We start from the raw sequence: 21,042 nt of genomic DNA on the forward strand, positions 1-21,042 counted from the left end.
CGTCAGGTGATCGTTGCCGCGACGATCGTCGGCGTCATGATGGCCACCATCGCGGCGGTGATCGCATCGTTGACGGCCTTCGCGACGGCATCCCCTGCGGCCGAGCCTGCAGTGAGCTCCTCGATCCGCCGCTTGAGGTCGCGTGCGGACATGCCTCCGCACTGGTCGCGCAGGATCCCGTGGGCGGCGTTGAGGTTCTGCAGGATCGAGAGCAGCGCCAGATCGGCCTGAGTCGGCGCCCCCGTGCCGGCGATCACGGCGGCGAGCCGCGAGCGCAGCACCGCCTCAGGAGCTGGGTCCGACTCGGGCGTGCGGGCCGACCCCCACCCGAAGAAGCCGCGCTCTCCGCGGATGAGCACGCCCTGCACGACCAGCGACTCCACGACGACCTCGAGCGGATCGAGCTTGGGGCGGGCGACCAACGACTGCAGGCGCTTGCCGCTCAGCGGCACGAGGCGCGCGAGCGTCGCATCGAGGATCGGATTGCCCGTCGGCTCGGTCGACACGACCTCGACGGTCGGGTTCTTGCCCTCCGAGACGACGACGCGTCCGTGCAGGGCGAGGTCGACGATGACGGCGGCGATCTCTCCGTAGAGGCGGTTCACGCTCACGGCACTCTCGACGCGACCATCGGGCCGGAGAAGCAGCATGTGGAGTTCTTCGACGATCAGCATGCATCCACGCTATGACGGAGCTTCGCGACTCGGCATCCCCCGGACGGATGACTTCGGATGCCGCAGCTCGGCGCTCCCTGACGCACGAATGCCGCGCCCTCGCAGAGGACGCGGCATTCGATGAACAGGGTTACGCGCCGATCTTCTTCGCGTCGTCCGTGTTGAGCAGACGGAAGAGCAGGGCCGCGATGACTGCACCGACGACGGGAGCCGCGATGTAGAGCCACAGCGAGGCCCAGTCGAAGTAGCCGCCGACCGAGAGGCCGAGCGCCACGGCCGGGTTGAAGCCGCCGCCTGAGATCGAGCCGACGGTCGCCGCACCGATGAACACGGTGGCACCGATCGCGAGGCCGTAGAACGAGTTGCCCTCGGTGTCCTTCGAGGTCGCGGTGTTGAGCACGACCCACACGAGGATCAGCGTGAAGAGGGCCTCGACGAAGAACGCCGGGCCGACCTCGACGACCATGGCCTCGCCACCGGAGGGCCATACCGCAAGGCTGGCCAGGGCGGCGAGCGCGCCACCGACGAACTGCGCCACGAGGTAGGCGACGAGGTCGACGACGCTCAGGCCGCCGCGCAGGAAGACACCGACCGAGACGGCCGGGTTGAGGTGAGCGCCCGAGATGTGACCCGTCGAGTAGACGAGCACCATCAGGGTGAAGCCGATCGCGAGCGGGGTCAGCGGGCTCTCGCTGTTCACCGCGGCGATGATGCTGAGGACGAAGAGGAAGGTCGCGAGCGCTTCTGCGAGCGCCTTGCGAGGAGTACCGGTCATGTGTGCCCTTTTCTGAGAGATGGCGAAGGCGACCCCCGCCCGCCACCGCACTCCAGCCGACGCACCTTCCGTTTCGCGACCGAATATAGCGACGGCGAACCACCCCGAGACGCGCGCCGCGCGGATTCTCTGTGAAATTCCTGAACGCGACGTCCACGGGTGTCAACCCCGTCGCCAGCAGGTCAGCTGCTGCCTAGGGTTCGATGATGACCTCCGATACCGCCCAGACGCAGGAGGAGCCCACCCGGCTGCGTCGTGCCATCACCGGCCCCCTCCTGTTCGCCTTCATCCTGGGCGACGTGCTCGGTGCCGGCATATACGCCCTCATGGGGGTGCTCTCCGAGAAGGTCGGCGGGATGCTGTGGGCGCCGCTGCTGCTCGGGCTGCTCCTCGCACTGCTCACCGCCGGGTCGTACGCGGAACTCGTCACGAAGTATCCCCGAGCCGGCGGGGCGTCGGTGTTCGCCGAGCGCGCGTTCCACAGCCCTGTCGTGTCGTTCCTCGTCGGGTTCAGCATGTTGGCGGCCGGCGTCACGAGCGCGGCCGGTCTCGCGATCGCCTTCGCCGGCGACTACCTCGGCACGTTCTTCGACCTGCCGACCATCCCCGTCGCGATCGTCTTCCTCGCCGTCGTGGCCGCGCTCAACGCCCGCGGCATCCGCGAGTCTCTCGGCGCGAACCTCGTGATGACGGCGATCGAGCTCAGCGGCCTCGTGATCGTGATCGCCGTCGTCGGCGTCTTCGTGGCCGGAGGCGGCGGCGACGCCTCGCGACTCACGCAGACCCCCGAGGGCACCCCCGCGGCCATGGCCGTGCTCGCCGGAGCGGTGATCGCGTACTACTCCTTCGTCGGCTTCGAGACCTCGGCCAACATGATCGAAGAGGTCAAGGACCCGCGCCGCACCTACCCGCGCGCCCTGTTCGGCGCGCTGTTCACAGCCGGCGCGGTCTACGTGCTCGTAGGGGTCGCGAGCTCGATCGCCCAGCCCGCATCCGAGTTGCAGGAGTCGAGCGGTCCGCTGCTCTCGGTCGTCGAGGCGGCGGGCGCGAGCATCCCCTCCTGGCTGTTCAGCCTGATCGCCCTCGTGGCCGTCGCGAACGGCGCGCTGCTGACGATGATCATGGTGAGCCGTCTGACATATGGCATGGCCGAGCAGAACCTGCTGCCGTCGGTGCTCGGCCGCGTGCTGCCGAACCGCAGGACGCCGTGGGTCGCGATCCTCACCACCACCCTCGTCGCGATGGGTCTGACGCTGGTCGGAGATCTCGCGACGCTCGCCGAGACGGTCGTGCTGCTGCTCCTGTTCGTGTTCCTCAGCGTCAACGTGTCGGTGCTCGTTCTGCGGCGCGACAGGGTCGAGCACGACCACTTCCGCATCTGGACCGTCATCCCCGTGCTCGGCATCGGCTCATGCCTCCTGCTCCTGACACAGCAGCGCCCCGTGGTCTGGCTGTTCGGCGCCCTCCTGCTCGCGATCGGCGGAGTCCTCTATCTGCTCGCGCGCTGGAGCCGAAAGCGCGCCGCATCACGCGATCATTCGACCCACACCACCGAAACCCCCGATTCCCCGAAGGAGAACCATGAGCACGCCTGACCAGAACCCCGACGACGCCATGACGAGCGAAGAGAAGCGTCACGACCAGCTGACCGCAGCGCCGGATGCCACCGAAGCCGACGCCGCACCTCGCATCGAGGTCTCGGAGCACGACGGCAACACGCGCATCGACATCGCTCCGGATGCCGCGGTGCGCCCGGGCCCCGGCCCCGGCGTCGAGACCGACGACGAGACCGCCGTCGAGACCGACGACGAGACCGAGCCTCAGGAGTAGCCGGCGATCACGAGCGCGAGGCAGTGCGGCGGCGTCGGACAGCCGCGACGATGCTGGCCGCGGCGCCCGCGAGCACGAGCATCCCGCCCAGCGCTGCTGCCCCCGAGCTGTCGGCGCCGGTCACGGCGAGCGCACCGCGTGACGGATCCGTCGGAGTCGTGGACTCCGGCGGCGCATCCGCGATGACCTCGTGCGCGAACGACTGCGGTGCGGTCGCGACGGCACCGCCGCGCGCGCCGGGGCTCTCGGCGGCGACGTCGACGTCGATGACCGTTCCCCCCACACGCACGAGCGCGGTGAACGACACCGTCACGGCTTCGCCGGGTGCGAGCGCGCCGACCCAGCGCAGCACGCTGCCGTCGAGTCGTGCCTGCCCGATGCTCGCCTGGAACGCGCCGTCGATTCCCGCCGAGCGCAGCAGCGAGGCGAGGTCGGCGGTCAGCGTGGCATCCGCCAGCGGCACGTTGCCCGTGTTCGTGAGGGTCATCCGGTAGCGGATGCGATCGCCGGTGTGCACCTCGGCACCGGAGTCGGGTTCGGCCGAGGCCTCGAGAGCGAGCCCCGGCGCGGCTGCGGCTGTGACCGCGGTTCCGGCGGTGCGCCCGGCATACAGCAGCAGGGTGCTCTTCTGCGTGGAGTGCGAGGGATCCCGGGACGCATCGCTGACCGCCCCGACCGCCGAGTACAGGGCGACCTGGCGAGCCGCTTCGGGAATGGCGGGGTTGTCGACCGGGAACCACGTCGACTCGCCCGTCGCGTCCCTCGTGGAGGAGAGCACGTAGAACGCCCCCTGCTGCGGCGCAGGGATCGTCGCGCTGACGATCGGCTGGCCGTCGAGAGTGTCGTCGCAGTTCACGGTGTAGTCGACGCCCTCGGCCAGCGGCGTCCCGCCTTCGATCGGCACGTTCACGGGGCCGGGATCCTCGGCGAACAGGCGCAGGGTGGTTGCCGAGCAGTCCGCGACCGAGGCCCCGAACGGCGGCATCTCCTCGGTGCCGGCCGCGACCCATTGCCCGCCGAAGTCCGCGGCAGTCTCATCACCGATCGCCTTCGCCTGCACGACGAACCGCGCAGGCGACGTCGCGGTCGCACCGCTCACCCAGTGGCCGCCCGTGCGCTGGTACAGGTCGACCGCCGTGCCGTACGGCACATCCGAGCGGAACACGGCCCCGTCGCTCTCGAACTCCGCCGAGTAGACGCCACCGGCCGCATCGAGGATGCCCGAGCCGACGACCTGCAGGAAGAACGTGAACGAACCGGTGACGCTCACGGCATCAGCGGCAGCCGGGGTGAACGTGCCTCGCACGAGCTCACCGGCCGCCCCGGATTCGGCGACCGTCACATCGACGAGTGGCGCCCCGCCCACGGCATCCGTCACGGTGGCATCGGTCGAGAGCACCGCTCGGGTCCCGGCGGGGGTGCGGACGTCGAACGTCTCACCGGCGCTCGCGAGCTCACGCTCGAACTCGACCGCCACCGCCAGGAAAGGCAGCGCAGCCGACGGCACCAGGGGGTTGGCTGCCTCATACGGGGCGACCGAGACGGCGGTCACGGGCGACGGCGAGGCGGCGGATGCGGGGGTGACACCGCCCCCGAGCAATGCGGCGCCCAGGACTGCGGCGAGGGAGAGCACCGCGGCGATGCGGTGACGGGGACGACGTTCGACGGGCACAGCAGGTCTCCAGACACATCGGCGGGGATGGCCCCAGCGTATCCGCGAGGTCGCGCCCGGAGCGGCTAGAGCCAGCCCTTGCGCTTGAAGACCCAGTACAGGCCGAAACCCATCCCCACCATCAGCGCGATCGCCATGGGGTATCCGAGGGCCCAGTGCAGCTCGGGCATGTGGTCGAAGTTCATGCCGTAGACGGTGCCGACGAGAGTCGGCGCGAACAGGATCGCCGCCCAGCCCGAGATCTTCTTGACCTCGTCGTTCTGACGGATGCTCAGCTCCGTCATCCGCGTCATCTCCTCGTTCTGCCGCCGTGCGACGATCGTCGACTCGACGGTCAGCGCGTTGTCGAGCACGGTGCGGAACGTGTTCGCGCGCTCCGAGACGCGCAGCGTGTGGTCGAGCACGTCGCGCAGGTATCGCTGCAGCTCCTCATCGACCTGATACTTCGCAGAGCCGCGCAGCAGGGCATCGAGCATCCCCGCCAACGGCTGCACCGCGCGCTGGAAGTCGATGACCTCGCGCCCCAGCTCGTAGATGCGCTGCGTCGCGTCGACCCCGTCTTCGAAGAGCTGGCTCTCGATCTCGTCGATGTCGTTCTCGAGACCCGCGAGAACCGGCGCATACTCGTCGACGACCTCGTCGAGGATCGCGTAGAGCACGGCCTCGGGGCCGAGCTTCAGCAGCGCGGGGTCGCCCTCCAGACGACGACGGACGCGTGCCAGGTCAGGAGACTCCGCATGCCGGATCGTGACGACGAAGTCTTTGCCGACCAGCACGTGGATCTCGCCGAACTCGACCTCTTCCGAGGCATCGAGATAGCGAGCCGAGCGGAGCACCATGAACAGCACGTCGCCGTAGCGCTCGAGCTTCGAGCGCTGATGCCCTGACAGGGCATCCTCGACGACGAGGGCGTGGATGCCGAACTCGTCGGCCACCTCGCGGATCTCGGCCTCACTCGGACGGTACAGCCCGATCCAGCTCAGTCCGCCGCGCTCTCGCATCGCCTCGAAGGTCTCGCTGAGGCTCCGCGGGTTGTCGGTGCGCACACCGTCGACGTAGATCGCGTTGTCGATGATCGCCATCGGCTTCCCTTCCGTCCGGTCGGGCCGGGCCGCGGCTCGACGCCCCGGTCTCAGCCCTCAGCGGGTGCGACGCAGGGGATCGCCGATCCGGCGATGGCCTCGTGGTACTGCTCGGCGGTGAACGGCAGACCGAACTCCGGAGCGGTCTGCCCCTCGGCCGCCGGCGCCTTCGACGCGATGGCCGCGAGCTCCCACGCGAGGTACGCGGCGGTCGTGCCGCCCGTGGTCGAGTCGTTCAGCGACACTGCGACCGTGAACCCGGTCGCAGGATCCGAGTAGGCGGCGGTCTGGTATCCGGGAGTCCATCCGTACTGACCGATCATCGAGCCCACGAGGACGGCCCCGCCGGTGGCCTGCAGCCACGACGGCGTATCGGCAGCGACCGGGAGCGGGCTCGCGAATCGGTCCGGCGCCTGCTCGGTGCGCAGCGTGGCCTCGGCCTGCGCATAGCGGCCGAGGTCCTCGATCGTCGACACGGCTCCGGAGTCGGTGAACCCGGAGCTCGACGAGAGCGTCGTGATGTCGACGGGCGCAGCGCAGTTGTAGCCGCCCTCGACGGGCGAGAGGTAGTGACCGTTCATGACCGGCCCGGTGGTCGAGGGGGGCGCGGCTGCGGCAGCCGGCAGCGATGTGTTCGCGAGACCGAGCGGCTCGGTAACGTACTCGGCGATCAGCTCGGATGCAGTCATGCCGGAGGCGCGCTCGAGAGCGAGGCCGAGCAGCAGGTATGCGGTGTCGGAGTTCGAGTACGTGGTGTGCACGGCTCCTCGCGGAGCACCGAGACCGTAGGAGGCGAGCTCGAGCGGAGCCCACACACGCTCGGGGGTGTTCATCCACGCCGACTTCGCCACGGCCTCGGACGAGCCCAGGCCCGCCGTGCCGTTGCACAGATCGAGCAGGGTGACGTCCTGCAGGTTCGGGACACCCGACACGTAGTCCGGCACGGGGTCGTCGAGGTCGACGACGCCGTCATCGACCAGACCGTAGAGCACGTCGCACGTCATGAGGCGTGTCACGTCGGCGACGCGGAAGGCCATGTCCGTGCTGATCTCCTCTGCCCCTCCGGGCTTCTGGGTGCCCACTCCGGTCACCCAGCTGCCGCTCCACGGAGCCCAGACGCCCACGACGGCACCGGATGCGCCGGAGGCCGTCAGCGCGTTCGCGACGGCGGCCTCCATCGCGGCCACGGTGTCGTCCGGCAGGGCGCCGTCGACCTGAGCCGGTGGCTCGTAGCTGAATTCCGGCTCGGATGTGCATCCGGTGAGGACGAGCCCGAGCACGGCTGCGCCGGCCGCTGCTGCGCGGAACCTGCGCGACGAGAGAAGCTGCATGAAAGGGGACCCCCGGAAGACGTGTCTCCCGAGTCTAGAACGCCGTTCCTGAAAGATCGCATCGGCGGGGCCCGTTTAGGGTGATCATCATGCCCCACTCCTTCGATGCCGACGTCGTCTCCGCGATCCTGCGCCACATGAACGGCGATCATACCGACGACAACCTGCTGATCACGCGCGCCTTCGCACCCGCGGACGGCGGCGAGATCACGGACGCCGTGATGACGGGCCTCGACGGCGACGGCGGGGTGTGGGAGATCACCCGCGAGGGGCTCTCCTCCGAGGTGCGCGTCGCGTGGCCGTCAGGTCCCATCAGCGAGCGGCCCGCCGTGCGCCGAGAGGTCGTCGCACTCTACGACCTCGCCTGCGAGAAGCTCGGGGTGGAGCCGCGTCCGCACGCGTGACGCTCCGAGATCATGGGGTTTCGCCGGAGGTAAGGCAACCCTTACACTGGGCACATGTCCGAGATCATCTCCTTCTCCGCCGCGCTCCGCGAGCGCTCCTCCAGCTCGCACTCGCGCAGCGAGGGCGCAGGCTTCATGTCCGACCTGCTCAAGGGCGAGGGCTCGCGCGAGGACTACATCGCGCTCGTCGCACAGCACTACTTCATCTACGAGGCCCTCGAGTCGGCGGGCGACCGCATGCGTCAGGACCCCGTGGCATCCGTCTTCATCAGCGACAAGCTGACCCGGCTGCCTGCGCTCGAGGCCGACCTCGAGTTCCTGCTCGGCGCCGACTGGCGCGATGACATCACACCGCTCCCCACCACGCAGCGCTACGTCGAGCGCATCCGCCAGGTCGGGGCGACGTGGGCGGGCGGCTTCGTCGCGCATCACTACACGCGCTACCTCGGCGACCTGTCGGGCGGCATCTTCATCGGACGCGTGATGGCGCGCCGCTTCGGTTTCGAGACCAACGGCATCGGGTTCTACCTCTTCGACGACATCGCCGACCCCTCAGCCTTCAAAGACGTCTACCGCGAACAGCTCGACGCTGCTCCGTGGGACGACGCCGAGCGCGAGCGCGTGATCGACGAGGTCCTGCTCGCCTACCGCTTCAACACCGAGCTCTTCGAAGACCTCGACCGCGCTCGCGTCGCAGCCTGAGAGGTCTCGCCTCAGCCCTTGCCGACCTCGGGGGTGGATGCCGCGAGCCACGCGTCGCGCATGAAGCGGCGCACGTCCTCGTCGACCCGGATGTCGCTCGGGCGCAGCGCCCTCGACAGGTAGAGCCCGTCGAGGGAGGTGAGACGCGAGAGCGCCACATAGGTCTGCCCCGGCGCGAAGGCCCCGGAGCCCAGATCGATGATGGCGCGGTCGTAGGTCTTGCCCTGCGACTTGTGGATCGTGACGGCCCACGCGAGACGCAACGGGAACTGCGTGAACTCCGCGACCACGTCGCGAGACAGCTTCTTGGTGCTCGGCTCGTACGAATAGCGGAACCGCTCCCAGACCGCGGGGTCGACATCGACCTCTTCGCCGTCGATCTCGACGCGCACCGTCTCGCCGAGGATGCGGACGACCGTGCCGATCGTGCCGTTCACCCAGCGGGGAGGCTCGCCCGACATCGACGTGTCGTTGCGGAGGAACATCACCTGCGCGCCGATCTTGAGCTTGAGCTCTGACTCGGCCGGCAGCGAGGCCTCGCCCTTTCCGAACTCGCCGCTGACCTCTGCCCGCGCCGTCTGCTCCTTGCCGGGGAGGGCGGCCAGATGTCGACTGTTGATCGTGTTCACGATGTCGTTGCGAGTGGCGAGCGTGATCATCGGCACCTCCCCCGGCTCAGGGTCGGGGGGCGTGCGAGCGCCCTGCGTGTTCAGCACGCCGGCGATCTCGGCGGTGACCCGCCCGTAGCGCACGGCGTTCAGCATCGCCTTGAATCCGTCATCCGACTGGCGGTGGATCTGCACGAGCTCGCGCACGTGCAGCTCGGCCCTGGTGTCGACGGCGAACAGTCCGCCGTCGTCGTCGGGAGCCTCGCCACCGGCGGCTCCGGCCCAGACCTTGGCGTCGAAGAACCAGAACGAGCGGTAATGGTCCTTCACGTAGCGCAGCTCGTCGCCGCGCGGAGGAACGGGGGCGAGCTGATAAGGATCGCCGAACATGACGATCTGCACGCCGCCGAAGGGGATGCCGCGCTTGCCCCGCGCCTGCCGGAGGGAGCGGTCGATCGCGTCCATGAGGTCGGCGTTGACCATCGAGATCTCGTCGATCACGAGCGTCTCGATCGCGTTCAGGATGCGACGGGTGTTGTCGTTCTGGTCGATGTCCGAGTCGCCGATCAGACCGATCGGCAACCGGAACAGCGAGTGGATCGTCTGCCCCTCGACGTTCAGTGCGGCGACGCCGGTGGGAGCGCAGATCGCGATCTGCTTCTTCGTGTTCCACGAGAAGTACTGCAGCAGCGTCGACTTGCCGGTGCCCGCGCGCCCGGTGATGAACACGTGCTCACCGGTGTCCTCGATCAGCCGGAACAGCTCTTGCTGCTCTTCGGACAGGGCGGGAAGCGACACGGATCTCTCACACGGGACGACGGCGGAAAGCGCACGCGGAACACGCGCTCCCCCATGCTACGTGGCGCTGCGGCCCGGCATCCGACGGACACAGCCGAACGGGCCCGTCACACAGCGACGCCATGCTCGGCTCCGTCCCAGGCCGCCCTCCTAGACTGACGCCATGCAGCAGGTCGAGACGAAGGCGCCCCGGCGTTCGCGCCTCGTCGCCGACCTCGCGCTGCTCTCGGTCATCGGCCTGTTGCTCGTCGCCGCTCTCGGTGCCGGCGGGGCGACTCTGTACCGGCAGTTCTACGGGCCCTCCGCGTTCGTGGTGCGCTACCTCGACCTCCTCTCGGAGGGACGTGCGGCAGATGCCCTGCGCATCCCCGGCGTCGCGGTCGACCGCGAGACGCTCGAGGCCGCGGGCATCGGCGCCACGGCATCCGAGGCCCTGCTCCGGCACGCCGCGCTCGCGCCCCTCACCGACGTCGAGGTGGTGTCCGAGAAGTCCGACGGCGACAAGACCGCCGTGACCGTCTCGTACAAGGCCGCCGAGCACTCGGGAATCACGACCTTCACGGTCGAGCAGGACGGCTGGGCCGGGGTGACACCGAACTGGCGCTTCACCGCCAGCCCTCTCGCGGTGATCGAGCTGACCCTGCGCGGCGCGGACCAGTTCGCGGTGAACGGCTTCGAGGTCGACCGACGGCAGGTGTCGTTCGCCGGCGCCGATGCTGCCCCGCTCGACCCGCTCCCGCTGCTCGTCTTCACTCCGGGGCTGTACTCGGTGACCGTCGACACCGTGATCTCAGACTCCGACGGTGTCGGCGTCCTCGCCGACACCCCGCTCGCCACGACGCCGGTCGACGTGCAGACCACGCCCACGGCCGACTTCGTCTCGGTCGTGCAGCAACGGGTCGAGGAGTTCCTCACCGCGTGCACGTCGCAGCAGGTGCTGCAGCCGACCGCCTGCCCGTTCGGGCTGCAGGTCTCCAACCGCATCGCGTCGCTGCCGGAGTGGTCGATCGCGAACCAGCCCCAGGTCACGGTCGTCCCCGACGGCGGACACTGGAAGATCCCCCCGACGGATGCCGTGGCGCACGTCGAGGTCGAGATCCGATCCTTGTTCGACGGCTCCGTGCAGGAGGTGTCCGAGGACGTCGCGTTCCAGGTCAACGGATCGATCACGATCCTCCCCGACGGGTCTGCCTCGATCCGTGTCGGATCGCCCGACGAGGAGTCGACCGGCTGAGCTGCCGGCTGAGCCGCCGCGCTCGGGTCAGCGTGCCTGGCGTTCGGCCTCGCGCTGGTCGCGCTCGGCCAGAGCCGCGAGCTTCGCGTTGTACTCCTCGAGCTCGGCCTCACCCGTGCGATCCGCATGCCGGTCGCGGCGCTTCTGCACCTTCGTGTCGTCGCGGCTCCACTGGATCGCCACCGTGATCGCCAGGATCAGAGTCGGGATCTCACCGATCGACCAGGCGATGCCGCCGCCGATGTACTGATCCTCGAGCGGAGAGGGTCCCCAGGTCCGCCCCATCGAGCCGAACCAGTCGGCGACCATCAGCCCCTCCTGCATCATGATCGCGATGCCGAAGAAGGCGTGCATCGCCATGATCGCGATCAGGGTGATGAGACGGCCGGGGTACGGCAGGCGGTACGGCACCGGGTCGGCGCCGATCAGGCTCATCACGAACAGGTAGCCCGAGATCAGGAAGTGAGCGACCATCCACTCGTGGCCCAGGTGCTCGAACATCGACCAGCGCACCAGGTCGGTGAAGTAGAAGGCCCAGAGCGACAGGATGAAGATGCCGGCCGCGACGAACGGATGCGTGACCACCCTCGAGAACGGCGAGTGCACCGCCCACATGATCCACTCACGGCCGCCACGGGTGCCGTCGTCGCGCTTGTGGATCGCGCGCAGCGCCAGGGTGATCGGCGCACCCGATACCAGCAGGAGCGGGATCGCCATCGACAGCATCATGTGCCCGAGCATGTGCACGCTGAAGAGGTACTCCTGGTAGGCGTTGATCGGTCCACCCGTGACCCACACGAGCATCAGCATGCCCAGCACCCAGAAGATCGTGCGGTGGATCGGCCAGTGGTCGCCTCTCAGCCGCAGGCGACGAACTCCGGCGAGATAGAAGAACAGGCCGAAGCCCGCGGCGACCAGCCAGAGCACGTCGATGTCCCACGCCGTGAACCAGCGGTCGATCGTGAACTCCGGCGGCAGCGGCGAGCGGGTGAGGTTCTCGGCCGGCGTCTGCACGAAGGCCGCCTCCTCGCCGGTGGGCGGAGGTGTGCGCGCGAGCGCGGCGGCGGCACCGGAGGCGAGGCCCATCAGCGCGACCTCGCACAGCACCAGCATCCAGAACCAGCGCGAGGCGTTCGCCCCCTCGAGACGAGGGATCAGGCGGATGCGGTACCAGGCGCCGAGCAGACCCATGGCGCCCAGCAGCGCCACCTTCGCGAGCAGGATCATGCCGTACGGTGTCCACAGCTGCGAGATGTCGCCGAGGGCGACGAACGAACGGGTGAGTCCCGAGATGGCGACGACGGCGAAGGCCGCGATCGCGAGACTCGAATAGCGGCTGACGAGATGCACGGTGCCGATGCCCGACCGGCCGCGCAGGATCACGACGAGCAGCAGACCGCCGAGCCAGACGGCGGCGCCGATCGTGTGCAGCAGGATCGAGTTGACCGCGATGTTATGGCCGGACAGCTCACCCGAGTGCCCCTGCGTCGCCAGGGGCAGGAAGGATGCCGCGGCCAGGAGCGCCGTGATGAGGGTGGGCGTCCAGGTGCGCCACGCGAACGCGAGCACCGTGATGACCGAGCCCATGATCGTGGTGATCAGCCACGACTGTCCGAGAGGCAGCTCCAGCAGGAACCGGCCGAGCTGCTGGCCGAACTCGCGCTCGGCGCTCAGCTGCGGGTTGAAGGCCGCCATGAAGGTGAAGAAGCCGCCGATGCCTGCCGTGACGGTGAAGACGGCGGCTCCGATCGATGCCGTGTTGAGCGCGAGGTCGAACGACTTCTCCTCGCTGCGCAGCGCGAAGAGGGCGAGCACGAGTGAGCCGAGCATCGCCGCCGAGGCGATGTTCATGACGAGCTTGACGATCGGGGTGGCCCACCGCACGAATGGACCGGGGTCCTGCAGCAGCAGCGGCGCCGCTCCCCCACCGAACGCGAGGGCGATCAGCACGCCGATCAATGCGGCCGCGAGGAGGATGCCGATGCCGCCCGCGCGATACGCGGAGCTGGTCGGGGTCTGCACGGCGCGGGCACTCACACCACAAGCCTAAGCCGCCCCATCGGGGAGAACGCACGAAGGCCGCCCCCGACTGATCGGGAGCGGCCTTCGAAGAGGTGCGGTCTTACTTGACGGCAGCCTTGAGCTTGGAACCAGCGGTCACCTTGACGCGGTGGCCGGCCGGGATCTTGATCTCGGCGCCGGTCTGGGGGTTGCGGCCCGTGCGAGCTGCGGTTGCGACCTGCTCGAACGAGATCCAGCCCGGGATCGAGACCTTGCTGCCCTTGGCAACAGCGTCGGAGACCGAGGAGAACAGCGCGTCGAGGACACCGGAGACGGTGGCCTGGCTCTGGCCGGTGGCGGAAGCGATGCTCGCGACGAGCTCGGTCTTGGTGATGGACTTGTCAGCCATGTCATCCTCCAGCGACGAGGTTCCCGTCGCATCGTTGGTGTTCGGGGGGCTGATGCCCTCCGTTGGTCGAGTGACCGCCTTGAATGTACCAACCACCACCCACATTTCCGCGTCATTTCGCGGGTTTTGGGCTTTTCGGCGGCGTGTCGTGGTGCAGAAGTGACGAATGTGACTCGTGTGGCGGCTTATCCGGCCCTCGAATACCGCCGTTCCGCGGCTCATGGCGAGTCGGCGACGGGTCACCCTCGTCGACTTCGAGCTGCGCTGCGCTTCGCGAGAAGCAGTCCCGAAGGAGGAGTGCGTCAGCGCGGGCGGTGGGACTCGACGACCGAGCGGGCGGTGCGCTCGAAGGCCGGAGCGACCCGGTCCTCTCCGTCGAGGTAACCCCCGACGAGGGCCGCATCGCGCAGCAGCACGAGCGAGGCCGCGACCTCGGCGGGGCCGTCGAGGCCTGCCAGCTCGGCAACGCCCTGCAGGGTCGAACGGAACCACTCCCGGTGCTCCTCGATCAGCTGGCGCACGGCACCCTCGGCATCCGGGTACTCCGCCGCCGCGTTGATGAACGGGCATCCGCGGGTGTGCCGGAGGCGGATGTCGGCGGCGATGCCGTCGATCACCGCGTCGACCAGCTGGGAGGGGTCGGCGACCTCGGCCCCGGCTTCGGCGAACATCGCCCGCAGCATCTGGTCTTCATTGCGCAGGTAGGCGAGGACGAGATTCTCCTTGCCGCCGAACTGCTTGTAGAGGGTCGCCCTGGTGACGGCGGCCTCGTCGATGATCCGATCGACGCCGACCGCGTGTATCCCCTCTTCATAGAAGAGCCTCGACGCGCTGTCGATCAGCCGGGTGCGGGCTGCGCTGGGCCGCTTCGGAGCGTCGGTGGTCGTCGTCGTGCGAGTGGTGGTGTCCATGGTGATCCCTCTCATCGTGTCATCCGAACCCCGGGTTTCGAACCTCGACTTGAGAATTGTCGGGAATAGGTTGCAGTAGATAGAACGTTCGGTCTACTATCAGCGTAACGCACTCGCACCGGGCGGGGGCAGAAGAAGGAGAAGAGACAATGAGCAGCACCGAGAAGACCCCGATCGTCCTGATCCACGGACTCTGGATGACGCCTGCGAGCTGGAACACGTGGGCAGAGCGCTTCCGCGCACAGGGCCACGAGGTGATCGTCCCGGGATGGCCCGGCATCGACGACCGGTCGGTCGACGACATCCGCCGCGATCCGTCGGCACTGAAGGGCATCGGCCTGAAGCAGATCGCCGACAACTACGAGCGCATCATCCGCGCACTCCCCGTGAAGCCGATCATCATGGGCCACTCGTTCGGCGGCGTGCTCACCCAGATGCTCGCCGACCGCGGACTCGGCGCCGCCTACGTGGGCGTCGCCCCCGGACAGACCGCCGGCGTGACCGCACTCCCCCTCTCGACCCTCTGGACCGGCACGCCGATCCTCTCGAACCCCTTCGGACGCAACGGCGCCAAGCCGCTGTCGAAGCGCCACTTCCACTTCACGTTCGGCAACGACCTGTCGCGCGCAGCATCCGATGCACTCTGGGAGGAATACGCCGTGAACTCCTACAACAGGGTCTTCTTCGAGGGCGTGACCTCGGTGCTCGACGAGAAGGGCGGGGTCACCCACGTCGACTACTCCCGCGCCGACCGCGCCCCGCTGCTGCTGATCGCCGGCGAGATCGACCACGTCGTGCCGCCGACCATCGTCCGCGCGATCGAGAAGAAGTACCGGTCGACCGGAAGCCCCGCGGTCGTGGAGCGCAAGGAGTACGCCGGCCGCACCCACCGCCTCGTCAGCCAGGACGGCTGGGAGGAGATCGCCGACTACGCGCTCACCTGGGCGGTGGCGCACGCGACAGCATCCATCGCCTGATGCCGGGGCGGTTCGCCCGAATGGGCGGAGAACTCCTCGATGGGCGGATGCGTGAATCGCTATCCTCCGCCCAACGCGGAGAAGTCCGCCCAACGGGGCGCCTCACCCCAGCCGGACTATGCAGCGAGGTGGAGACGCTGGGCTACAGCGGCCATGATCGTGTTCTGCACAGCCGGCCACTGGTTCATCAGCTGGTCGTAGCTGATCCGGATCACGTGGAATCCACGCAACTTGAGCTCCGCATCATGGGCGATGTCGCTCGACCGCTGGGGCCCGACATGGTGACCGCCATCGATCTGAACCACAAGCCGTTCTCCGATCAGGAAGTCGACGTGATGCCCGAACACCCAGACCTGCGGGATGATCGGCAGGCCGAGTCTACGGAGTCTGGTGCGGAAGATCGTCTCGGTGCCGGCGTCGGCGAAAGGCCGCGCATCCTCCAGCAGTCTGCGCGCCGCGGGAGGCAGAGGCGCGCGCGAAAGCACATCGACATCGACCGTGTGCGTTCGCAGCGCGGACTCCCAGGTCGCGAGCGCATCCTCGTAGGGCCGGCAACGGGCGACGAGAATCAGCGCGTTCTCGATCGAATCCTCGAGCTGATCCGGATCCCGCGGGAAGATCGGGCTGCTCCAGTGCACGACGCCGCGAACAGAGTTGGCATGTCCTGACTTCGCCGGGGCCGCCACATGCGTCTCTCGATGCGAGGTCACCCACAGCCCCTTGCGCTCCGCCAGCGTGACGCAGCTGAGCATCACTCCTCGCTTCGCGGCAGCGACGAGCATCGGATCAGCATCACGGAGTGCCACCCAGCCCCTGCATACCGACATGACCGCCCCACTCCGAACAGCCTGCTTGACCGCGTACTCCGTGGCACCGGATCGGCGCAGCGTTCGAATGCGGGCGATCCCTTGCCCCGCGGCCAGAGACCGTTCGACATCCATTCGTCGATCATGCCCAGCGCACAGCATCCTGCGCGGGCGCATCCCGCCCGTTGTGGGCAGGATTGCCCGCGTCCCACATGTGCAGGAGAACCCGTCGGGAGGAGAACGCCGCGTCTGGCGGCGGATGCTGCGCGAAGAGTCCGCCCAACACGGAGAAGTCCGCCCAACGAGGCGGGCACAGCGAAAGGGGCGAGGATCCGAAGATCCTCGCCCCTTTCGGCTTGTCTGCTGAGACTTACCAGCTCGACTTGGTGACACCGGGCAGCTCGCCACGGTGTGCCATGTCACGGAAGCGGACACGCGAGATGCCGAACTTCGTGAGGACACCGCGGGGGCGGCCGTCGATGACGTCGCGCGAACGCACGCGAGCCGGCGACGCGTTGCGCGGCAGCTTCTGCAGGCCGACGCGTGCGGCCTCGCGGGCCTCGTCGGTGGCGTTCGGGTCGACCAGGGTCTTCTTCAGCTCGGCGCGACGCTCTGCGTAACGCTCGACGATGACCTTGCGCTGCTCGTTGCGAGCGATCTTGCTCTTCTTAGCCATTGATCAACGCTCCTCTCGGAATTCGACGTGCTGACGGATGACCGGGTCGTACTTCTTGAGCACGAGGCGGTCGGGGGTGTTGCGGCGGTTCTTCTTCGTCACGTACGTGTAACCCGTACCTGCCGTCGAGCGCAGCTTGATGATCGGACGTACGTCCTGAGCCTTCTTGGCCATTAGAGCTTCACACCCTTCGCCTGGAGGTCCTTGACCACGTTCTCGATGCCGCGGACGTCGATCACCTTGATGCCCTTGGCGGACACGTTGAGCGTGATCTTACGACCGAGCGAAGCGACGAAATAGGTCTTCTTCTGCACGTTCGGGTCGAAGCGACGCTTCGTCCGGCGGTGCGAGTGCGAGACGTTGTGACCGAAGCCGGGAACAGCTCCTGTCACCTGGCACACTGCTGCCATGATGTGACTCCTTCTATACCGTGGGGCCGGACGGCCTCACCCAAGATCCCTTGTCTGCGCGCCACCCCGCATCGCCGATCTCTCGGTGGAAGAAGGGGAAGCACGCGAACTACGCACAGGAGTGTGCGCAGACAAAGAGTCAGTTTAGCATGGCCCCGAGTCAGACCCGAACGACCCGGTCAGACCCGAACGGCCTCGAGCAGCAGCGCCGCTCCCGGCGCGAGCAGTGGCAGGGGCACTCCGACCGACTCGAAGAACGCGCCGGTGGCCTCGACGCCGACATCCAGCCATGCGGGGTCTGCGACCTGGTGACGCGACACCCCACCGAGCTCCTCGCGTACACGCAGCCGGTACCGCTCCCCCGGCTGCAGTCCGGGGATGCGGGTGCGGGGCGTGAAACCGTCGACCGAGGCACCCAGACGCACCCACGCGAAGACACCCCGCGAACCATCGACTGCGACCACGCCGTGCAGCAGGGTCTCGTCGTCGACCTCGTCACTGCGCACGGTGAAGCCCGCGTGCAGCAGCGGCCGCAGCTCGCGGTACAGCGCCGTCCAGCGCGTCAGCGCCGCGCGCTCGTCGTCGGTGCATCCGGTGATGTCCCACTCGATGCCGGCGTGACCGAACAGGGCCGTCGTCATGCGGAAGGGCAGAGATGCCGCGCGGTGCGTCGTCTCGGCGATCGGCGGCCCGACGTGCGAGCCCACGACCTCCGGCGGCACGAGCGTGCCGGTCCACCGCTGGATGCGCTGACGCTCGATCGGGTCGTTCGAGTCCGACGCCCACACGCGCTGCGTGCGCTGCAGCACACCGAGGTCGACGCGGGCGCCACCGCTCGCGCAGGATTCGATCTCGAGTGCCGGATGCCGCTCGCGCAGCGCGTCGAGCAGGGCATAGAACGCGATCGTCTGGGCGTGCACCGACGCACGGCCGGTGTGCGACGACACCGCCGCGTGCAGGTCGCGGTTGTGATCCCACTTGATGAAGTCGATGCCGACCTCCGAGACCAGGGCATCGAGGCGTTCGAGCAGGTAGGCCGCGGCATCCGGGTTCGCGAGGTCGAGGACCTTCTGGTGGCGCCAGGTGGGCGAATCGGGGGATGCCTGCAGCACCCAGTCCGGATGCCGTGCGGCGAGGTCCGACACCGGATTCACCATCTCGGGTTCGAACCAGAGCCCGAACTGCATGCCGAGAGAATGGACGTGCTCGGCGAGCGGGCGCAGTCCGTCGGGCCACTTCGCGTCGTCGATGTACCAGTCGCCGAGTCCTGATCGGTCGTCGGGTCGACCGCGGAACCAGCCGTCGTCGAGCACGAACCGCTCGACGCCGACGGATGCCGCGGCCTCGGCGAGTTCGACGATCTTCGCGGGGTCGTGATCGAAGTACACCGCCTCCCACGTGTTGAGCACGAGCGGGCGAGGCGCCGCAGGGTGTGCGGAGAATGCGCGGACCGTCTGATGCAGGCGCGCGGACACCGAGTCGAGTCCGCTCTCGCCATAGGTGAGGAACACCTGCGGCGACACGTAGGTCTCCCCCGCCTCCAGCCGGATCTCGCCCGGCAGCAGCAGCTCACCTCCGCCGAGGACAGCGCCGTGCACACCGGCTCCCTCGGGCAGCCTCTCGACCCCGACTTCCAGGTCGCCGCTCCATGCGACGTGCGCCGTCCACAGCTCACCCCGACGGAAGCCGAACCCGTCGGTGCCGACCGCCGTCAGGTACGGGGCATCGTGGCCGCCACGACCGCGGCGCACCTGACGCAGGTGGGCTCCATGGCGGAGGGCACCTCGCTGCGGGTGCCGCTCGCCCGTCCAGCGCCCGGTGTGGTCGAGCACCTCGGTCGCGTGCGCGGGGATCGGCAGGAGGATGCGCGAAGCAAGCAGATCCAGCGGCTCAGCATCGGCAGCGGTGCTCGTCACCGACAGCTGCGCGGTCAGCACGCCGACGGCATCCAGCGAGAGGTCGAGCACCACGGAGGCACCGGCCGCGGTATCCGCGAACTCCGCCCGCAGCGACGTCGCCGTCGATTCCCACGCGACCGACCTCAGCAGCGGAGCGCTGTGCAGACCACCCCGGTGCCAGGCCAGAGCCGGTGCGCCCGACCACCCGTCGGCCTCGACGGCCAGCAGCGGGAAGGTGCGCGGCGCGTCGAACGAGCTGAACGTCACCGAGCCGGTCGACGATCCGGCGAGCGCCTCGATGTCGGCGCCGTCGAGCGCCGCGCCCCAGTGCAGCAGGCGCGCACTCGTCGTGTCGATGACGACGCTCACGCCGGCCGAGGTCAGGTGGACGAGTTCGCTCATTGCCGCTCCAGACGAAAAGGGAGGCCCGCCCGTGAGCATACGGGCGGGCCTCCTGCGGGTGTTACTCCTTGACGGGGATCGACGCGGCCTTGAGCGCGTCGACGGTCGCCGTCTGACCCTTCTCGATCGCGTCGAGCAGCGTGCCGCTGCCCGAGACCGCGGCCTTGAACCCGTCGGACACATCCGAGTAGGTCTGGGTCATGGTCGGGCCCCACGCGAAGTCGGGCGAGACCTGGGTGGCGGCGTCGGCGAAGACGTCGTAGATCTTCTGCCCGCCGTAGAACTCGACGCCCTCGGCGTAGACCGGAAGGTCGAGCCCCGCTGTAGTGGCCGGGTAGAGGTTGGCCGCCTCGGCGAGCGCGGTCAGCGCCTCATCCGACGTGTTGAGCCACAGTGCGAACTTCGTCGCCTCGTAGAGGTGCTCGCTGCCCTTGAGCACGGCGGTCGACGAACCGCCCCAGTTGCCGGCGGCGGATCCGCCCTCTTCCCACTGCGGGAGCGGTGCGACGGCCCAGTTGCCCGCCGTGTCGGGTGCGCCGCTCGAGATCGAGTTGGCACCCCAGACGGCGGAGTTCCAGGTCCAGACCTGACCGGAGTTGTAGGCGTTGTTCCACTCGTCGGTCCAGGCGGGAACCGTCGCGACGAGGTCGTCGTCGAGCATGCTCTGCCAGAAGTCCGCGACCGTGGCGGTGGCGTCATCGGCCATCGAGACCGTCCAGCCCTCGTCGTCGCTCGAGAACCACTGGGCGCCGTCCTGCCAGGCGAAGCCCGCGAACTGGTTGATGTCGGACTGCGAGAAGTTGGTGATGTATCCGCCGAGGTCGCGGATCTTCACGGCTGCTTCGCGGTACTCGTCCCACGTGGTCGGGATCTCGATGCCGTTCTGCTCGAACAGGTCGGCGCGGTAGAACAGCGCCATGGGTCCGGTGTCCTGCGGAACGCCGTAGACGCCCTCGGTGCCGAGGGTGACCTGTCCCCAGGCCCAGTCGACGAACTGGTCCTCTGCGGCGACCACGTCTTCGCAGGCGCTGAGGTCTTCGAGGCCGTCCTGCACGAGGAAGTTCGGCAGCGCGTCGTACTCGATCTGACCGAGGTCGGGGGCGTCGCCCGCCTTGAGCTGGTTGAAGAAGTTCTGGTACGTGCCGCCGTTGCCGTTGGGGCCGGTCTGCACGTCGACCTGGATCTCGGGGTTGGCCTCGTTCCAGATCTCGACGACGTCTTCGATGCCGGGGATCCAGGAGGTGAACTCGAGCGTGACGTCGCCGTCGGCCGGGGTGCACGAGGCGGCGTCGCCGCCGGTGCCCGAGCTGTCTCCGCCGGACGCCGAGCAACCGGCAAGCGCGAACGCCGAGATGGCGATGACAGCGGCTGCCTTCATCTTCGAATGCTGCATTTCGATCCTTTCGTGGATGCGATGGGGGTGGTGCGGGTGGGTGGTGCGG

Annotated in this window: 21 protein-coding genes; 6 read left to right on the forward strand and 15 right to left on the reverse strand. The window is 68.5% G+C overall.

The features are described from left to right. Positions 1 to 2 precede the first annotated feature (2 nt). Together MRBLWH13_RS15080 and MRBLWH13_RS15085 are read right to left on the reverse strand one after the other, a co-directional pair. Entirely contained in the window at positions 3 to 674 is a 672-nt protein-coding gene (locus MRBLWH13_RS15080) for a GPP34 family phosphoprotein (protein ID WP_341955758.1), read from the reverse strand. Between the two features lie 130 nt (positions 675 to 804). After that, positions 805 to 1,449: an aquaporin gene (locus tag MRBLWH13_RS15085; RefSeq protein WP_341955759.1), complete on the reverse strand. Its 645-nt coding sequence runs from the start codon at positions 1,447 to 1,449 to the stop codon at positions 805 to 807. A 206-nt stretch (positions 1,450 to 1,655) separates the two neighbouring features. Between MRBLWH13_RS15085 and MRBLWH13_RS15090 the strand changes: the two genes are divergently transcribed. Together MRBLWH13_RS15090 and MRBLWH13_RS15095 are read left to right on the forward strand one after the other, a co-directional pair. Beyond that, positions 1,656 to 3,044: an APC family permease gene (locus MRBLWH13_RS15090; RefSeq protein WP_341955760.1), complete on the forward strand. Its 1,389-nt coding sequence runs from the start codon at positions 1,656 to 1,658 to the stop codon at positions 3,042 to 3,044. After that, positions 3,031 to 3,279, forward strand: a complete 249-nt coding sequence (locus MRBLWH13_RS15095; protein ID WP_341955761.1) for a multidrug transporter — start codon at positions 3,031 to 3,033, stop codon at positions 3,277 to 3,279. Before MRBLWH13_RS15090 ends, MRBLWH13_RS15095 begins: the two co-directional genes overlap by 14 nt. 7 nt (positions 3,280 to 3,286) lie before the next feature. Here the strand turns inward: MRBLWH13_RS15095 and MRBLWH13_RS15100 are convergent, their stop codons facing one another. From MRBLWH13_RS15100 to MRBLWH13_RS15110, 3 genes are all read right to left on the reverse strand, one after another. Then, the gene (locus MRBLWH13_RS15100) at positions 3,287 to 4,951 is read right to left on the reverse strand and encodes a hypothetical protein (protein ID WP_341955762.1); all 1,665 of its coding nucleotides are present in this window, start codon (positions 4,949 to 4,951) and stop codon (positions 3,287 to 3,289) included. 65 nt (positions 4,952 to 5,016) lie between these two features. Beyond that, entirely contained in the window at positions 5,017 to 6,033 is a 1,017-nt protein-coding gene (gene corA / locus MRBLWH13_RS15105) for a magnesium/cobalt transporter CorA (protein ID WP_341955763.1), read from the reverse strand. A gap of 50 nt (positions 6,034 to 6,083) precedes the next feature. Continuing rightward, on the reverse strand, positions 6,084 to 7,364 hold the full coding sequence (locus MRBLWH13_RS15110) for a serine hydrolase domain-containing protein (RefSeq protein WP_341955764.1): 1,281 nt from the start codon (positions 7,362 to 7,364) through the stop codon (positions 6,084 to 6,086). A gap of 89 nt (positions 7,365 to 7,453) precedes the next feature. Between MRBLWH13_RS15110 and MRBLWH13_RS15115 the strand changes: the two genes are divergently transcribed. After that, positions 7,454 to 7,768: a DUF2470 domain-containing protein gene (locus MRBLWH13_RS15115; protein WP_341955765.1), complete on the forward strand. Its 315-nt coding sequence runs from the start codon at positions 7,454 to 7,456 to the stop codon at positions 7,766 to 7,768. Between the two features lie 54 nt (positions 7,769 to 7,822). Beyond that, the gene (locus MRBLWH13_RS15120; RefSeq protein WP_341955766.1) at positions 7,823 to 8,470 is read left to right on the forward strand and encodes a biliverdin-producing heme oxygenase; all 648 of its coding nucleotides are present in this window, start codon (positions 7,823 to 7,825) and stop codon (positions 8,468 to 8,470) included. 11 nt (positions 8,471 to 8,481) lie between these two features. On the opposite strand, the gene MRBLWH13_RS15125 is transcribed toward MRBLWH13_RS15120, so the two are convergent. Continuing rightward, the gene (locus MRBLWH13_RS15125; RefSeq protein ID WP_341955767.1) at positions 8,482 to 9,876 is read right to left on the reverse strand and encodes an AAA family ATPase; all 1,395 of its coding nucleotides are present in this window, start codon (positions 9,874 to 9,876) and stop codon (positions 8,482 to 8,484) included. A 163-nt stretch (positions 9,877 to 10,039) separates the two neighbouring features. On the opposite strand from MRBLWH13_RS15125, the gene MRBLWH13_RS15130 reads away from it, so the two are divergent. Next, positions 10,040 to 11,110: a hypothetical protein gene (locus MRBLWH13_RS15130; protein WP_341955768.1), complete on the forward strand. Its 1,071-nt coding sequence runs from the start codon at positions 10,040 to 10,042 to the stop codon at positions 11,108 to 11,110. Between the two features lie 27 nt (positions 11,111 to 11,137). On the opposite strand, the gene MRBLWH13_RS15135 is transcribed toward MRBLWH13_RS15130, so the two are convergent. From MRBLWH13_RS15135 to MRBLWH13_RS15145, 3 genes are all read right to left on the reverse strand, one after another. Continuing rightward, a complete protein-coding gene (locus MRBLWH13_RS15135) occupies positions 11,138 to 13,147 on the reverse strand; it encodes a cytochrome c oxidase assembly protein (RefSeq protein ID WP_341955769.1) in 2,010 nt (669 codons plus the stop codon). 85 nt (positions 13,148 to 13,232) lie between these two features. Then, on the reverse strand, positions 13,233 to 13,520 hold the full coding sequence (locus MRBLWH13_RS15140) for an HU family DNA-binding protein (protein ID WP_042541574.1): 288 nt from the start codon (positions 13,518 to 13,520) through the stop codon (positions 13,233 to 13,235). A 302-nt stretch (positions 13,521 to 13,822) separates the two neighbouring features. After that, on the reverse strand, positions 13,823 to 14,431 hold the full coding sequence (locus MRBLWH13_RS15145; RefSeq protein ID WP_341955770.1) for a helix-turn-helix domain-containing protein: 609 nt from the start codon (positions 14,429 to 14,431) through the stop codon (positions 13,823 to 13,825). Between the two features lie 149 nt (positions 14,432 to 14,580). Here MRBLWH13_RS15145 and MRBLWH13_RS15150 point away from each other — a divergent pair, with 149 nt between their 5' ends. Further along, positions 14,581 to 15,408 carry an alpha/beta fold hydrolase gene (locus MRBLWH13_RS15150; protein ID WP_341955771.1) on the forward strand — a complete coding sequence of 276 codons (828 nt, stop codon included), beginning with the start codon at positions 14,581 to 14,583 and terminating at the stop codon, positions 15,406 to 15,408. Between the two features lie 116 nt (positions 15,409 to 15,524). On the opposite strand, the gene MRBLWH13_RS15155 is transcribed toward MRBLWH13_RS15150, so the two are convergent. The 6 genes from MRBLWH13_RS15155 to MRBLWH13_RS15180 all read right to left on the reverse strand — a co-directional run bounded on the left by MRBLWH13_RS15155 (position 15,525) and on the right by MRBLWH13_RS15180 (position 20,993). After that, complete coding sequence (locus MRBLWH13_RS15155; protein WP_341955772.1) at positions 15,525 to 16,214, reverse strand: DUF559 domain-containing protein; 690 nt, start codon at positions 16,212 to 16,214, stop codon at positions 15,525 to 15,527. 370 nt (positions 16,215 to 16,584) lie between these two features. Further along, complete coding sequence (gene rpsN, locus MRBLWH13_RS15160; RefSeq protein ID WP_017829734.1) at positions 16,585 to 16,890, reverse strand: 30S ribosomal protein S14; 306 nt, start codon at positions 16,888 to 16,890, stop codon at positions 16,585 to 16,587. Between the two features lie 3 nt (positions 16,891 to 16,893). Beyond that, complete coding sequence (gene rpmG / locus MRBLWH13_RS15165) at positions 16,894 to 17,064, reverse strand: 50S ribosomal protein L33 (RefSeq protein WP_017203558.1); 171 nt, start codon at positions 17,062 to 17,064, stop codon at positions 16,894 to 16,896. Next, entirely contained in the window at positions 17,064 to 17,300 is a 237-nt protein-coding gene (gene rpmB / locus MRBLWH13_RS15170) for a 50S ribosomal protein L28 (RefSeq protein WP_042540533.1), read from the reverse strand. Before rpmB ends, rpmG begins: the two co-directional genes overlap by 1 nt. Positions 17,301 to 17,479: 179 nt before the next feature. Continuing rightward, positions 17,480 to 19,600 (reverse strand): alpha-galactosidase, encoded by a 2,121-nt coding sequence (locus MRBLWH13_RS15175; protein WP_341955773.1) that lies wholly within the window; start codon positions 19,598 to 19,600, stop codon positions 17,480 to 17,482. A 61-nt stretch (positions 19,601 to 19,661) separates the two neighbouring features. After that, positions 19,662 to 20,993, reverse strand: a complete 1,332-nt coding sequence (locus MRBLWH13_RS15180; RefSeq protein WP_341955774.1) for a sugar ABC transporter substrate-binding protein — start codon at positions 20,991 to 20,993, stop codon at positions 19,662 to 19,664. Positions 20,994 to 21,042 lie beyond the last annotated feature (49 nt).

Source organism: Microbacterium sp. LWH13-1.2, assembly GCF_038397735.1.
Taxonomy (GTDB): Bacteria; Actinomycetota; Actinomycetes; order Actinomycetales; family Microbacteriaceae; genus Microbacterium.

What these genes read in the sequence shown, in the direction of transcription:
- MRBLWH13_RS15130 (WP_341955768.1), top strand. Translation starts at nt 10,040, where the DNA reads ATGCAGCAGGTCGAGACGAAGGCGCCCCGGCGTTCGCGCCTCGTCGCC.
- MRBLWH13_RS15120 (WP_341955766.1), top strand. Translation starts at nt 7,823, where the DNA reads ATGTCCGAGATCATCTCCTTCTCCGCCGCGCTCCGCGAGCGCTCCTCC.
- MRBLWH13_RS15180 (WP_341955774.1), bottom strand. Translation starts at nt 20,993, where the DNA reads ATGCAGCATTCGAAGATGAAGGCAGCCGCTGTCATCGCCATCTCGGCG.
- MRBLWH13_RS15140 (WP_042541574.1), bottom strand. Translation starts at nt 13,520, where the DNA reads ATGGCTGACAAGTCCATCACCAAGACCGAGCTCGTCGCGAGCATCGCT.
- MRBLWH13_RS15110 (WP_341955764.1), bottom strand. Translation starts at nt 7,364, where the DNA reads ATGCAGCTTCTCTCGTCGCGCAGGTTCCGCGCAGCAGCGGCCGGCGCA.
- MRBLWH13_RS15085 (WP_341955759.1), bottom strand. Translation starts at nt 1,449, where the DNA reads ATGACCGGTACTCCTCGCAAGGCGCTCGCAGAAGCGCTCGCGACCTTC.
- MRBLWH13_RS15145 (WP_341955770.1), bottom strand. Translation starts at nt 14,431, where the DNA reads ATGGACACCACCACTCGCACGACGACGACCACCGACGCTCCGAAGCGG.
- MRBLWH13_RS15150 (WP_341955771.1), top strand. Translation starts at nt 14,581, where the DNA reads ATGAGCAGCACCGAGAAGACCCCGATCGTCCTGATCCACGGACTCTGG.
- corA (WP_341955763.1), bottom strand. Translation starts at nt 6,033, where the DNA reads ATGGCGATCATCGACAACGCGATCTACGTCGACGGTGTGCGCACCGAC.
- MRBLWH13_RS15080 (WP_341955758.1), bottom strand. Translation starts at nt 674, where the DNA reads ATGCTGATCGTCGAAGAACTCCACATGCTGCTTCTCCGGCCCGATGGT.
- MRBLWH13_RS15090 (WP_341955760.1), top strand. Translation starts at nt 1,656, where the DNA reads ATGACCTCCGATACCGCCCAGACGCAGGAGGAGCCCACCCGGCTGCGT.
- MRBLWH13_RS15115 (WP_341955765.1), top strand. Translation starts at nt 7,454, where the DNA reads ATGCCCCACTCCTTCGATGCCGACGTCGTCTCCGCGATCCTGCGCCAC.
- rpmG (WP_017203558.1), bottom strand. Translation starts at nt 17,064, where the DNA reads ATGGCCAAGAAGGCTCAGGACGTACGTCCGATCATCAAGCTGCGCTCG.
- MRBLWH13_RS15175 (WP_341955773.1), bottom strand. Translation starts at nt 19,600, where the DNA reads ATGAGCGAACTCGTCCACCTGACCTCGGCCGGCGTGAGCGTCGTCATC.
- rpmB (WP_042540533.1), bottom strand. Translation starts at nt 17,300, where the DNA reads ATGGCAGCAGTGTGCCAGGTGACAGGAGCTGTTCCCGGCTTCGGTCAC.
- rpsN (WP_017829734.1), bottom strand. Translation starts at nt 16,890, where the DNA reads ATGGCTAAGAAGAGCAAGATCGCTCGCAACGAGCAGCGCAAGGTCATC.
- MRBLWH13_RS15095 (WP_341955761.1), top strand. Translation starts at nt 3,031, where the DNA reads ATGAGCACGCCTGACCAGAACCCCGACGACGCCATGACGAGCGAAGAG.